Origin of the sequence: Pseudacidovorax sp. 1753 (assembly GCF_040544975.1) — a bacterium.
In the GTDB taxonomy this organism is placed as follows: Bacteria; Pseudomonadota; Gammaproteobacteria; order Burkholderiales; family Burkholderiaceae_C; genus Xenophilus.
This window is the reverse complement of record NZ_JBEPKY010000009.1, coordinates 71,418-85,010: the sequence shown is the minus strand read 5'-3', so window position 1 is coordinate 85,010 and position 13,593 is coordinate 71,418. Positions and strand designations below refer to the sequence as shown.

Annotated in this window: 9 protein-coding genes; 8 read left to right on the top strand and 1 reads right to left on the bottom strand. The window is 69.3% G+C overall.

All coding sequences use genetic code 11. From position 1 onward, the window contains the following. Positions 1-2 precede the first annotated feature (2 nt). Complete coding sequence (locus tag ABIC63_RS12830; RefSeq protein WP_354320032.1) at positions 3-2,156, bottom strand: thiamine pyrophosphate-dependent enzyme; 2,154 nt, start codon at positions 2,154-2,156, stop codon at positions 3-5. A gap of 139 nt (positions 2,157-2,295) precedes the next feature. On the opposite strand from ABIC63_RS12830, the gene ABIC63_RS12825 reads away from it, so the two are divergent. The 8 genes from ABIC63_RS12825 to ABIC63_RS12790 all read left to right on the top strand — a co-directional run bounded on the left by ABIC63_RS12825 (position 2,296) and on the right by ABIC63_RS12790 (position 13,557). Continuing rightward, complete coding sequence (locus tag ABIC63_RS12825; protein ID WP_354320031.1) at positions 2,296-3,222, top strand: LysR family transcriptional regulator; 927 nt, start codon at positions 2,296-2,298, stop codon at positions 3,220-3,222. 203 nt (positions 3,223-3,425) lie between these two features. Continuing rightward, positions 3,426-5,003, top strand: coding sequence for a xanthine dehydrogenase small subunit (gene xdhA / locus ABIC63_RS12820; RefSeq protein ID WP_354320030.1), 1,578 nt, complete (start codon positions 3,426-3,428; stop codon positions 5,001-5,003). A 3-nt stretch (positions 5,004-5,006) separates the two neighbouring features. Next, a complete protein-coding gene (xdhB, locus tag ABIC63_RS12815; protein ID WP_354320029.1) occupies positions 5,007-7,439 on the top strand; it encodes a xanthine dehydrogenase molybdopterin binding subunit in 2,433 nt (810 codons plus the stop codon). A gap of 77 nt (positions 7,440-7,516) precedes the next feature. Then, entirely contained in the window at positions 7,517-8,458 is a 942-nt protein-coding gene (locus ABIC63_RS12810) for a LysR family transcriptional regulator (protein WP_294372782.1), read from the top strand. Between the two features lie 45 nt (positions 8,459-8,503). Beyond that, positions 8,504-9,805 carry an NCS2 family permease gene (locus ABIC63_RS12805; RefSeq protein WP_354320028.1) on the top strand — a complete coding sequence of 434 codons (1,302 nt, stop codon included), beginning with the start codon at positions 8,504-8,506 and terminating at the stop codon, positions 9,803-9,805. 73 nt (positions 9,806-9,878) lie between these two features. Then, positions 9,879-11,420 (top strand): ABC transporter ATP-binding protein, encoded by a 1,542-nt coding sequence (locus tag ABIC63_RS12800; RefSeq protein WP_354320027.1) that lies wholly within the window; start codon positions 9,879-9,881, stop codon positions 11,418-11,420. Beyond that, complete coding sequence (locus ABIC63_RS12795) at positions 11,407-12,546, top strand: ABC transporter permease (protein ID WP_354320026.1); 1,140 nt, start codon at positions 11,407-11,409, stop codon at positions 12,544-12,546. The genes ABIC63_RS12800 and ABIC63_RS12795 overlap by 14 nt, the downstream gene beginning before the upstream one ends. A 90-nt stretch (positions 12,547-12,636) precedes the next feature. After that, positions 12,637-13,557, top strand: coding sequence for an ABC transporter permease (locus ABIC63_RS12790; RefSeq protein ID WP_017759136.1), 921 nt, complete (start codon positions 12,637-12,639; stop codon positions 13,555-13,557). The last annotated feature ends 36 nt before the right edge of the window (positions 13,558-13,593 follow it).

The window sequence follows — 13,593 nt, the reverse complement described above, 5'->3', positions numbered from 1 at the left end:
CCTCATGCCGGGCGCAGGGCGCGCACCAGGGCGGACTGCAGGCCGTGCAGCAGCCGCTCGTGCCAGCGCGGGTTCTGCACCACCTCGGCCCGGTAGAAGCTGGGGCACAGCGTGGCCGCATGCGCATTGGCGCCGCACAGGCCGCAGCCCACGCAGCCGTCGATGACGGTGGCCACCGGGTCCACCTTCAGCGGGTCGGGGTTGTCCTTGAGTGTCAGCGTGGGGCAGCCCGACAGGCGGATGCAGGCGTGGTCACCGTTGCACACGTCCTCGTCCACGCCGTACTTCACGCGTACCACGCGCTCGCCCTTCTTGAGCAGCTGTGCGATCCAGGGCTTGATGCGGCGCTGGCGCTCCAGCTGGCATTCGCCTTCGGCAATGATGACCTTCAGCCCTTCGAAGGAGGTCGTGAAGGCCTCCGTCAGCGTGGCCCGCATGGTCGCCACCTCGTAGGTATGGACCGTACGCATCCACTTCACGCCCAGGCCGCGCAGCGTGTCCTCGATGGTGTGGTTCTTGTGGGCCAGGCTCTGCTGCTTGTCCTCGGCGCGGGCCTTGGTGTCCTCGTCGGGCGTGGAGATGATGTCCTGCGTGCCGGTGGCGCTGGTGTAGCCGTTCTTGAAGATCAGCAGCACGGCGTCGTCGCCGTTGAAGAGGGCGCTCTGCACGCCGGTGAGCAGGCCGTTGTGCCAGAAGCCGCCGTCGCCCATGATCGACAGCACCCGCCGCTGCATCATGGGCGAGACGCCCGCGCGGCTGGCCAGGCTCATGCCGTAGCCCAGGATCGAATGGCCGCCGCTGAAGGGCTCGAAGGTGCCGAAGGCATGGCAGCCGATGTCGGCGGCGATGTGCACCTTGCCCACTTCCTGCTGCGCGAGCTTGAGGGCCGAGAACACCGGCCGCTCCGGGCAGCCGATGCAGAAGCCCGGCGGCCGCCCCGGCAGCGGCTTGCCCAGCAGCTCGGCCACGGCCCGGCGGCGCGCGTCGTTGGCGGCCAGCCAGTCGGTACCGGTCTGGCCGGCGCCCTCGGGCAGGTAGCGCGCGGCGAAGGCGGCCAGGCCACGGGTCAACACCTCGGTGGTGTACTCGCCCGCCATCTGCAGCAGGTCCTTGCCGTGCAGCGGCGTCTGCAGGTCGCGGCGGCGCAGCAGCGTCGCGATGTCCTGCTCGATGTACTCGGGCTGGCCTTCCTCCACCACCAGCAGGGCGCGCTTGCCGGCGGCGAAGTCGACGATCTGCGCCGGCACCAGCGGATAGGTGACGTTGAGCACCAGGATCGGGATCTCGCTCTGGCCGAAGGCATCGGCCAGGCCGTGCTGCTGCAGCGCGCGGATGAGGGCGTTGTAGAGCCCGCCCTGCACCACGATGCCCAGGTCCTCGCGTGGGCCGGGCATCAGCTCATTCAGGCCGTGCTCGGCGATGTAGCGCTGCGCGGCCGGAATGCGCTCGGCGCTCTTGCGCTTCTCGTGGCCGAAGGTGACGGGCGGATGGGCCAGGCGCTCGTAGTCGAAGCGGGCCGGCTCCTCCATCAGGCTGCGGGTGCTGACGGCCGGGGCGCGGTTGTCCTTGCAGTCGAAGCTGCCGCGCACGTGGCAGGCGCGGATGCGCAGCTCCATCATGCAGGGCATGCTCGAGGCCTCGGAGAGGTTGAAGCCTTCCTCCACCATGCGCACCATGGTCGGCAGGTGGGGGCGCGGGTCCAGCAGGCACAGGCTGGACTTGAGCGCATAGGCATGGGTGCGCTCCTGGATCACGCTGGCGCCTTCGCCGTAGTCCTCGCCCACCACGATCAGCACGCCGCCGGTCACGCCCGGCGAGCTGAGGTTGGAAAGGGCATCGGCCGCCACGTTGGTGCCGACGATGGACTTCCAGGTGACGGCGCCGCGCAGCGGGTAGTGGATGGAGGCGCCCAGCATGGCCGCGGCTGAAGCCTCGTTGGAGCAGGCCTCGACGTGCACGCCCAACTCCTGCATGTAGTCGCGGCCCTGCACCATCACGTCCAGCAGGTGCGACACCGGCGCGCCCTGATAGCCGCCCACGTAGGCCACGCCGGCCTGCAGCAGGCCCTTGGTGATGGCCAGGATGCCCTCGCCGTGGAAGGTCTGGCCCGCGCCCAGGCGCAGCGCCTGCACTTCCTTGCTGAAGGAAACTTCCATGTTCTTGTCTCTCCGTCGTGGGGGCCTGGCCGCGCGTCCAGGGGCGTCGGCCACCGCGGCCCGGGGGGCCGCTCATGCGAAAGCGCGGAGTGTCCGGCGCCTGGGGCATGTCCTCAATGCAATGGACCCGCTAAGTGTTATGAACGGCGTGCATATGGAAAAGCTGGACCTGAACCTGCTGCGCGTCTTCGATGCCGTGCACCACACCCGCAACGTGAGCCGCGCCGCCGAGGCCCTGGGCCTCACCCAGCCGGCGGTCAGCCATGGCCTGACGCGGCTGCGGCTGGCGCTGGGCGACGCGCTGTTCACCCGGGTGGCCGGCGGCGTGGCGCCCACGCCGCGGGCCGAGCGGCTGGCGCCGGCCGTGCGGGCGGCGCTCGCGGCGCTCCATGAGGCCGTGGCCGAGCCCGAGCGCTTCGACCCGGCCCGCTCGCGCAAGACCTTCCGTATCCACATGAGCGACATCGGCGAGGGCCGCTTCCTGCCGCCGCTGATGCAGCACCTGCGCGCGTTGGCGCCCGGCGTGCGGCTGGAGACGCTGCCGCTGCGCCCGCAGGACATCGCCGCCGCGCTGGACGAGGGCCGCATCGACCTGGCCTTCGGCTTCCTGCCCAAGGTGAAGGACACGCGGCGCCAGCACCTGCTGAACGACCGCTACATCGTGCTGGTGCGCGACGGTCATCCTTTCGCCCGCCGCACCCTGCGCGGCAAGGCGCTGCTGGCGGCGCTGCAGACGCTGGACTTCGTGGCCGTGCGCTCGCATGCCGACACCCTGCGCATCCTGCAGCTGATGGAGTTGGAGGAGCGCGTGCGGCTGGTGACCGAGCATTTCATGGTGCTGCCTGCCATCGTGCGCGACACCGACCTGGCGGTGGTCATGCCGCGCAACATCGCCCGCAGCTTCGGCGAAGGCGCCGGCTTCGCCATCGTCGAGCCCGACTTTCCCCTGCGCGATTTCGGCGTGGCCCTGCACTGGAGCCGCCGCTTCGAGGACGATGCGCCCAACCGCTGGCTGCGCGGCGAGATCGTGCGCCTGTTCGGCGACGACACTGGCCTGCCGGCCTGACCGGATGCTGCACCGCCGCAGGGCCTGCGGCACCAGCATGGGTCGCGCAGGTGACGCCACGGTGCATGGCGAGGGTGCCCACGCGCGGCGCATAACGATTGGCGGATGGCCTCTATGGCCCAGGGCGTATCCGCGTAAGCTCGACTCCGACTAACTTCGCCCATCGCCGCGCCGCCTGCGGCTTCGCTGCCCCCACGAGATCCATGAGCACCTTCACCCAACCCATCCAGTTCTTCCACCGCGGCCGCGTGGTGGCGGTCGACGGCGTGCATCCCACGCGCTCCGTGCTCGACTGGCTGCGCGAGGACGCGCGTTGCACCGGCACCAAGGAAGGCTGCAACGAGGGCGACTGCGGCGCCTGCACCGTGGTGATCGGCGAACTGGCCGCCGAAGGTGAATCCGGCGCCGTCGGCGGGCTGAAGCTGCAGACGGTCAACGCCTGCATCCAGTTCCTGCCCACGCTGCATGGCAAGGCGCTGTTCACCGTCGAGGACCTCAAGGCGCAGACCGCCTGCGTGCACGACGGCGAGCGGCATTCCAAGCATCCCGTCCAGCAGTTGCACCCGGTGCAGCAGGCCATGGTGGACTGCCATGGCTCGCAATGCGGCTTCTGCACCCCGGGCTTCGTGATGTCGATGTGGGCCAGCTACGAGCAGCACGGCGAGCGCGGCAGCCGGCCGACGCGCCAGCAGCTGGCCGACGAGCTGTCGGGCAACCTGTGCCGCTGCACGGGCTATCGGCCCATCCTCGACGCGGGCCAGAAGATGTTCGACCTGCCGCCGGTCAGGCTGGATACCGCCCCCGTGGTGCAGGCACTGCAGGCCCTGCGCACCGACGCCACCTTCGACTACGCCGCGCCGCTCGGCCACCGCACTGACCACTTCCACGCACCCGTCAGCCTGGAGGCCTTCGCGGAACTGCGCGTGGCCAAGCCGCAGGCGCGGCTGCTGGCCGGCTCCACCGACATCGGCCTGTGGGTCAACAAGCAGTTCCGCGACCTGGGCGACATCCTCTACATCGGCAACGTGCCCGAGCTCAAGCGCATCGACGTGGTGGAGCAGGACGAGCTGTGGATCGGCGCCGCCGTCTCGCTGGAAGACGCCTGGTCCGCCATCGTGCAGCGCGCGCCCTCGCTGCAGGACGTGTGGCTGCGCTTCGCCTCGCCGCCCATCCGCCATGCGGGCACGCTGGGTGGCAACGTGGCCAACGGCTCGCCCATCGGCGACTCGCCGCCCATCCTCATGGCGCTCGATGCGGAGGTGGAACTGCGCAAGGGCCACTGCGTGCGCCGCATGCCCCTGACCGACTTCTACGTCGACTACATGAAGAACCAGCTGCAGAGCGGCGAGTTCGTGCAGGGCATCGCGCTGCCGCTGTCGGCCTTCGAGCGCCAGTTGCGCGGCTACAAGATCAGCAAGCGCTTCGACTGCGACATCTCGGCCCTGTGCGCCGGCTTCGCGCTGGAGCTGGACGGCGAGGTGGTGCGCAGCATCCGCCTGGCCTACGGCGGCATGGCCGCCATCGTGCGCCGTGCCACCCAGGCCGAGGCCGCCCTCGTCGGCAAGCCCTGGACCCAGCAGACCGTCGAAGCCGCCAAGGCCGCACTTGCCCAGGACTTCAAGCCGATGACCGACCTGCGCGCCTCGGCCGACTACCGGCTGCAGGTGGCGCAGAACCTGCTGCAGCGCTTCTGGCTGGAGACGCGCGCCGACGAGCCGCTGGAGGCGCAGGAGACCAGCGTCTGGACGGTGATGCCCCACGCCCCTGCCTTCGGAGCCTGAACGATGAACAAGCCGATCGACCCCGCCCTGCTGCAGTCCGCTGAGGCCTTCGCCGACTACGCCGCCAACACGGCCGCCCGCATCGACACCCGGGCCGAAGCCCAGGCCCTGGCCCAGGGCGCCCGCGTGGGCATCAGCCGCCCGCACGAATCCGCCCATCTGCACGTGGCCGGCGAGGCCACCTACACCGACGACCTGCCCGAGCTGGCCGGCACGCTGCATTGCGCGCTGGGCCTGTCGCCCGTGGCGGCCGGCCGGCTGGAAGGGCTGGACCTGGACGCCATCCGCGCCATGCCCGGCGTGGTGGACGTGATCGTGGCCGACGATATTCCGGGCGCCAACGACTGTGGCTCGATCGTGCATGACGATCCGTTGCTCTGTGACGGCGAGATCCGCTTCCTGGGCCAGCCACTCTTTGCCGTCATCGCCCGCACCCGCACCGAGGCCCGCCGCGCCGCCGCGCGCGCCAAGGAAGCCGCGCGCGTGGCACCGGCCGAGCCGGTGCTGACGCCGCAGCAGGCGCATGCCCGCGGCCAGTACGTGGTGCCGCCCATGCACCTGACCCGCAGCGACAAGGGGCTGGCCGTGCGTGCCGCCATCGAGGCCGCGCCGCACCGCCTGAAGGGCGAACTCGACGTCGGCGGCCAGGAGCAGTTCTACCTCGAAGGCCAGATCAGCTACGCCATCCCCAAGGAAGGCGGGACGATGCAGGTCTACTGCTCGACCCAGCATCCCACCGAGATGCAGCACCTGGTGGCGCATGCGCTGCACCTGCATTCCAACGAGGTGCACATCGAATGCCGGCGCATGGGTGGCGGTTTCGGCGGCAAGGAGTCGCAGTCGGGCCTGTTCGCCTGCATCGCCGCCGTGGCGGCCAACAAGCTGCGTCGCCCCGTCAAGCTGCGCCCGGACCGCGACGACGATTTCCTGATCACCGGCCGCCGTCACTGCTTCTGGTACGAGTACGAAGTGGGCTTCGACGACGAAGGCCGCATCCTCGGCGCCGAGATCAGCATGGTCTCGCGCGCCGGCCACTCTGCCGACCTGTCCGGCCCGGTGATGACCCGCGCCCTGTGCCACTTCGACAACGCCTACTGGCTGCCCGAGGTGAGCATGCATGGCTTCTCGGGCCGCACCAACACCCAGAGCAACACCGCCTTCCGCGGCTTCGGCGGGCCGCAGGGCGCCATCGCGGTGGAGTACGTGCTCGACTCCATCGCCCGCCAGCTCGGCCGCGATGCGCTCGACGTGCGCCGTGCCAATTTCTACGGCAAGACCGAGCGCAACGTCACGCCCTACGGCCAGACGGTGCGCGACAACGTGATCCACGAGCTTGTCGACCAGCTCGAGGATTCGAGCAGCTATCGCGAGCGTCGCGAGGCCATCGCGGCCTTCAACGCCAAGAGCTCGGTGCTCAAGCGCGGCATGGCGCTCACGCCGATCAAGTTCGGCATCAGCTTCAACGTGCCGCACTTCAACCAGGCCGGGGCGCTGGTGCACGTCTACACCGACGGCTCCATCCTCGTGAACCACGGCGGCACCGAGATGGGCCAGGGCCTGAACACCAAGGTGGCGCAGGTGGTGGCGCACGAGCTGGGCGTGGAATTCGAGCGTGTGCGCGCCACGGCGACCGACACGACCAAGGTGGCCAACACCTCGGCCACGGCCGCATCGACCGGCGCCGACCTCAACGGCAAGGCCGCGCAGGACGCGGCCCGCCAGATCCGCGAGCGGCTCGCCGACTTCGCCGCGCGCCGCCATGGCGGCACGCCCGACGCGGTGCAATTCGCCAATGGCAAGGTGCAGGTGGCCGGGCGCGAACTCACCTTCGCCACGCTGGTGGCCGAGGCCTACACCGACCGGGTGCAACTGTGGTCCGACGGCTTCTACAGCACGCCCGGCCTGCACTGGAACGCACAGACCATGCAGGGCCATCCCTTCTACTACTTCGCCTATGGCGCGGCGGTGAGCGAGGTGGTCATCGACACCCTGACCGGCGAATGGAAGCTGCTGCGTGCCGACGTGCTGCACGATGCCGGCCGTTCGCTCAACCCCGCGGTGGACATCGGCCAGGTCGAAGGCGCCTTCATCCAGGGCATGGGCTGGCTCACCACCGAGGAGCTGGTCTGGCACCCGGGCAACGGCAAGCTGCTGACGCACGCGCCCAGCACCTACAAGATCCCCACGGCCAACGACTGCCCGCCGGTGTTCAACGTGCGGCTCTTCGACGGCCCCAATGCCGAGGATTCCATCCACCGCAGCAAGGCTGTCGGCGAGCCGCCGCTACTGCTGCCTTTCTCGGTGTTCTTTGCCATCCGCGATGCCGTGTCGGCCGCGGGCGGCCACCGGGTCGATCCACCGCTGCGGGCACCGGCCACCAGCGAAGCGATCCTGCGTGCACTGAACGCGGTCCAGTCCGCTCCCGCCGCCGCCTGATCGTTCGGCCGGGACCGTCGTCGCCATGGCCCCGCCACGGGGCCGGGCGTCGCCTGTCTCTGGCAGAGTGAGGCCCCATGCGAGACCAGGCCCTCTTCGACAAGATCGATCTGCACCTCATCCGGGTGCTCTACACCGTGCTCACCGACCGCAGCGTCTCGCGCGCTGCCCTGCGGCTGGGCATGTACCAGCCGGCCGTCTCGGCCGCGCTCAAGCGGCTGCGCGAGCTGTCGGGCGATCCGTTGCTGGTGCGCTCGGGCTCCGGCATGGTGCCCACCGAGGCAGGCCTGCGCATGATCGAGCCCGCAGCCAGCATCCTCCGCGCCGCCGAGATGCTGTTCTCGGACGTGCGCGGCTTCGATCCGCAGACGGCGGCCACCACCTTCCGCATCGCCGCCAACGATTACCTCGATCCGCTGTTCCTGCCGCTGGTGGTGACCCAGATCAAGCGGCTGGCACCGCTCACGCGCATCGAGATCCATCCGCTTTCGTCCGATTCCGACTACCACGCCCACCTGGCCGAAGGCACGCTGGACCTGGTGATCGGCAACTGGCTCAAGCCGCCCGAAGACCTGCACATGTCGCGCCTATTCGGCGACGAGGTGGTGTCGATGGTGAGCCAGGAGCACCCCGCGGTGCGCCGCGGCTGGGACTTCGAGACCTGGCTGGAGGCCGAGCACATCGCGCCGACGCCCACGCACCCGGGCGCGCGCGGGATCATCGACCAGCTGCTCGACGCCATCGGGCGCCAGCGCAACATCACGGCGCGCTGCGCGCACTTCAGCCTGATTCCGCAGATGGTGGCCAGCAGCCTGCTGGTGCTGACCACCGGCCGCCAGTTCTGCGAGCGCTTTGCGCAGCAGCTGCCGGTGCGCATCCTCGACTGCCCGGCCACCTTGCCGCGCCTGCTCTATTACCAGCTCTGGCACGAGCGCACGCATTCGTCGAGTGCGGCCCAGTGGCTGCGCGAGCAGGTCAAGAACGCGGCCGCCTCGCTGCGTCAGCCCGGCGGCCCCTGATTCCTTTCGCTTCCTTCATTCACAACAACACCGGAGACAAGACCCATGAATGCGATCGAGCGGCTGTTCAAGCTGCAGGAGCACGGCACGACCGTGCGCACCGAACTGCTGGCAGGCCTGACCACCTTTCTCACGATGGCCTACATCATCTTCGTCAACCCCTCGATCCTGGGCGACGCGGGCATGCCGAAGGAGGCCGTGTTCGTCGCCACCTGCGTCATCGCCGCGCTGGGCTCGGCCATCATGGGCCTGTATGCCAACTACCCGATCGCGCTGGCACCGGGCATGGGCTTGAATGCCTACTTCGCCTACGGCGTGGTGCAGCACATGGGCTTCACCTGGCAGGCCGCGCTGGGGGCGGTGTTCGTCTCGGGTTGCCTGTTCCTGCTGGTGACGCTGTTCCGCATCCGCGAGCTGATCATCCGCGGCATTCCGCTGTCGCTGCGCTATGCCATCACGGTGGGCATCGGCCTCTTCCTGGCGCTGATCGCGCTCAAGAGCGCGGGCTTCGTCGCCGCCTCGCCGGCCACCTACGTCACGCTGGGCGACCTGCACCAGCCCGCGGCCGTGCTCGCGGTGCTGGGCTTCTTTTTGATCGTGATGCTGGACCGGCTCAAGGTGCCGGGCGCCATCCTGATCGGCATCGTGGCCGTGACGCTGGCCAGCTTCTTCTTTGCCGGCAACCAGTTCAAGGGCGTGGTGTCGGCACCGCCCTCCATCGTGCCCACGCTGCTGCAGCTGGACATCAAGGGCGCGCTGGCTGGCGGCATCCTGAATGTGATTCTGGTGTTCTTCCTGGTCGAGCTGTTCGATGCCACCGGCACGCTGATGGGCGTGGCCAAGCGTGCCGGCCTGCTGGTGCCGGGCAAGATGGACCGGCTCAACAAGGCGCTGCTGGCCGATTCGGGCGCCATCTTCGCGGGCTCGCTGCTGGGCACCTCCAGCACCACGGCCTATGTAGAGAGCGCGGCGGGCGTGCAGGCCGGCGGCCGCACGGGCCTGACGGCGCTGACGGTGGCGGTGCTCTTCCTGGCCTGCCTGTTCATCGCGCCGCTGGCCGGCGTGGTGCCGGCCTATGCGACGGCGCCGGCCCTGCTCTTCGTGGCATGTTTGATGCTGAGGGACCTGACCGAACTGGACTGGAACGAGACCACCGAGGTCATCCCCGCGGCCATCACCGCGCTGGCGATGCCCTTCACCTATTCCATCGCCAATGGCCTGGCCTTCGGCTTCATCAGCTATGCGGTGCTGAAGCTGATCACCGGCCGGGCGCGGGAGGCGCACTGGATGGTGTGGGTGATCGGCGGGATCTTCCTGTTCAAGTACATCTACCTGCCGGGTCACTGACCTATCCGGGCCGGCCCCAGGCGACTAGCATTCACCGTTTTTCTTAAAAGAGCGACCCCCGAAGGCCACCCCCATGTCCCCCCCCAGACTCCAGCTCGCGCACATCACCAAGCGCTATCCCTCGGTGGTCGCCAACAGCGACGTGTCGCTCACCGTCCAGCCCGGCGAAACCCATGCCGTGCTGGGCGAGAACGGCGCCGGCAAGTCCACGCTGATGAAGATCATCTACGGCTCGGTCAAGCCGGACGAGGGCACGGTGAACTTCAACGGCCAGCCGGTGGCCATCCGCAATCCGCAGGAGGCGCGTCAGCTGGGCATCAGCATGGTGTTCCAGCACTTCAGCCTGTTCGACACGCTGACGGTGGCCGAGAACGTCTGGCTGGGCCTGGACAAGAGCCTGGCGCTGGCCGACGTCACGCGCCGAATCGTGGCCAAGGCCGGCGAGTACGGGCTGGAGATCGACCCGCTGCGGCCGGTCCACACGCTGTCGGTGGGCGAGATGCAGCGGGTGGAGATCATCCGTGCGCTGCTCACCGACCCCAAGCTGCTGATCCTGGACGAGCCCACCTCGGTGCTGACGCCGCAGGCCGTGCAGAAGCTCTTCGTGGTGCTCAAGAAGCTGGCCTCCGAGGGCTGCTCCATCCTCTACATCAGCCACAAGCTGCACGAGATCCGCGAGCTGTGCACCGCCTGCACCGTGCTGCGCGGCGGCAAGGTCACGGGCGTGTGCAATCCGCAGCAGGAGACCAACGAGTCGCTGTCGCGCCTGATGATCGGCGCCGAGCCGCCCCCGCTGACGCACCGGCCGTCCAACGTGGGCGAGGTCGCGCTGTCGGTCGAGCGCCTCAGCCTGCCGCGCGAGGACCAGTTCGGCGTGGACCTGGACGGCGTCTCGCTGCAGGTGCGCGCGGGCGAGGTGGTGGGCATCGCCGGCGTGTCCGGCAACGGCCAGAAGGAGCTGCTCTACGCCCTGTCGGGCGAGGACGTGCGGGCCGAGCCTGGCATGGTCCGCCTTTTCGGCCAGGGTGCCGGCCGGCTGCGTCCGCGGGCGCGCCGCAGGCTGGGCCTGCATTTCGTGCCGGAGGAGCGGCTGGGCCGCGGCGCCGTGCCCACGCTGGGCCTCGCCCACAACCTGCTGCTCACGCGCGACGACGCGGTGGGCAGCGGCGGCTGGCTGCGCATCGGCCAGCTGGAGCAGCAGGCCCGCGCCATCATCGAGCGCTTCAAGGTCAAGGCCGGCGGGCCGCAGTCGGCGGCCAAGTCGCTGTCGGGCGGCAACCTGCAGAAGTTCATCGTCGGCCGCGAGATCGATGCCAGGCCCAAGCTCTTCATCGTGTCGCAGCCGACCTGGGGCGTGGACGTGGGCGCTGCCGCCTTGATCCGCGCCGAGATCCTGGCGCTGCGCGACGCGGGCTGCGCCGTGCTGGTGGTCAGCGAGGAGTTGGACGAGCTGTTCGAGATCAGCGACCGGCTGCATGTGATCGCCAAGGGGCGGCTGTCGCCTTCCATCGACCGGGCGGCGGCCACCGTGCCGCAGATCGGCGAATGGATGAGCGGACTGTGGGAGGGCGCCAGCGTGCGCACGAAGGAGGAGGGCATCCATGCTCAAGCTTGAGTTGCGGCCGCAGCTGTCGCGTTTCTGGAGCTACGGCTCGCCCATCCTGGCGCTGCTGATCACGGTGGTGATCGGCGTGATCCTGTTCGCCGCGCTGGGCAAGGACCCGGTGCGGGGGCTGCAGGTCTTCTTCTGGGAGCCGATCAAGAGCAGCTATGCCATCGGCGAGCTGCTGGTCAAGGCGACGCCATTGCTGGTCATCGCGCTGGGGCTGGCGGTGTGCTTCCGCTCCAACGTGTGGAACATCGGCGCCGAGGGTCAGTTCGTGCTGGGCGCCATCGCCGCGGGCGGCATGGCGCTGCTGGCCGACAAGAACACCGGTCCGTGGATCGTGCCGGCCATCCTGCTGGCGGGCGTGCTGGGCGGCATGCTGTGGGCGGCCATCGTGGCCTGGCTGCGGGACGTGTGCAATGCCAACGAGATCCTCACCAGCCTGATGCTGGTCTACGTGGCCACGCTGCTGCTGCTGTGGCTGGTGGGCGGCCCCTGGAAGGATCCGATGGGCTACAACTTCCCGCAGACCAAGACCTTCGAGGCGGTGACGCAGATCCCGCGGCTGATGAAGGGCTCGCGCGTGACCATCGGCATCGTGATCGCGCTGGTGGGCGTGGCGGCGCTGTGGGTCTTCCTGTTCCGCACCCGGCTGGGCTTCGCGCAGCAGGTGGGCGGGCTGGCGCCGGCGGCGGCGCGTTATGCGGGCTTCTCGGCCCGGCGCGCGGTGTGGATCGCGCTGCTGACCTCGGGCGGCGCCGCCGGCCTGGCCGGCGCTCTGGAAGTGGCCGGCCCCATCGGCCAGCTCACGCCCTATGTGCCCGCGGGCTACGGCTTCGCAGCCATCATCGTGGCCTTCGTCGGGCGGCTGCATCCGGTGGGCATGGTGTTCTCGGCCATCCTGATGAGCATGTTCTACATCGGCGGCGAGTTGGCGCAGTCCCGTCTGGGCCTGCCAAAGTCGCTGACGGCGGTGTTCCAGGGCCTGCTGCTGTTCACGCTGCTGGCCTGCGACACGCTGGTGGCGTACCGCGTGCGCATGAAGGCGGCAGCGCGGCCGGTGCCGCCCACGGCGGGCACTGCCTCGTTGCAGGCATCGACGCCGGATGTTGCCCCTCAAGTAAAAGAAGCCTGAGAAATGAACCCCCACGCTCATCACTTCGTGTATTCGCTCCCCCCCGAGGGGGCGCAGGCCTCCCTCGGGGCGGCCCGGCGGGAGGCCTGAATGGAAAGCTACGCACTCCTCCTGGGCGCCATGCTCAGCGCCGGCACTGTGCTGGCCATCGCCGCGCTCGGCCTGCTCATCAACGAGAAGGCCGGCATCGTCAACCTCGGCGCCGAGGGCATGATGCTGTGCGCCGCCATCGGCGGCTTCGCGGCCTATGTGCACACGCACAACGCCTGGATCGGCTTTGCGGCCGGCATGGCGGTGGGTGCGCTGCTGGCGGGCCTGTTCGGCGTGCTGGTGATCTGGCTCAACACCAACCAGTACGCCACGGGCCTCGCGCTGTCGCTCTTCGGCGTGGGCTTCTCGGCCTTCGTCGGCATCAACTACGTGCAGGCCAAGGCGCCAGGCGGCATGGCCTTCGCCATCCCTGTGCTGGGCGACATTCCCTTCATCGGGCCGGCGCTGTTCCGCCACCATCCGCTGGTGTACTTCGCGGTGGCGCTCACCTTCGCGCTGATCTGGTTCCTGTACCGCACGCGGGCCGGGCTGGTGCTGCGCTCGGTGGGCGAGTCGCCCGAGTCGGCGCATGCGCTGGGCTATCCGGTGCGGCGCATCCGGCTGATGGCGGTCATGGCCGGCGGCGCGCTGTGCGGCCTGGCGGGCGCCTACCTGTCGGTGGTCTACACCGGCCTGTGGGTGGAGAACATGGTGGCCGGCCGCGGGTGGATCGCGCTGGCGCTCACCACCTTCGCCACTTGGCGGCCCCTGCGGGTGCTGCTGGGCGCCTACCTCTTCGGCGGCGTGACGCAGCTGGGTTTCCACCTGCAGAGCGTGGGCGTCGACGTACCCAGCCAGTTCCTCGCCATGATGCCCTACGTGGCCACCATCGTGGTGCTGGCGCTGATCTCGCGCAACCCCGCCTTCATCCGCGTCAACATGCCTGCGTCGATCGGGAAACCGTTCTACCCCGGCTCATAATGCGCGCTGAATTTTTCACCTCCCTCAACGTCTTGC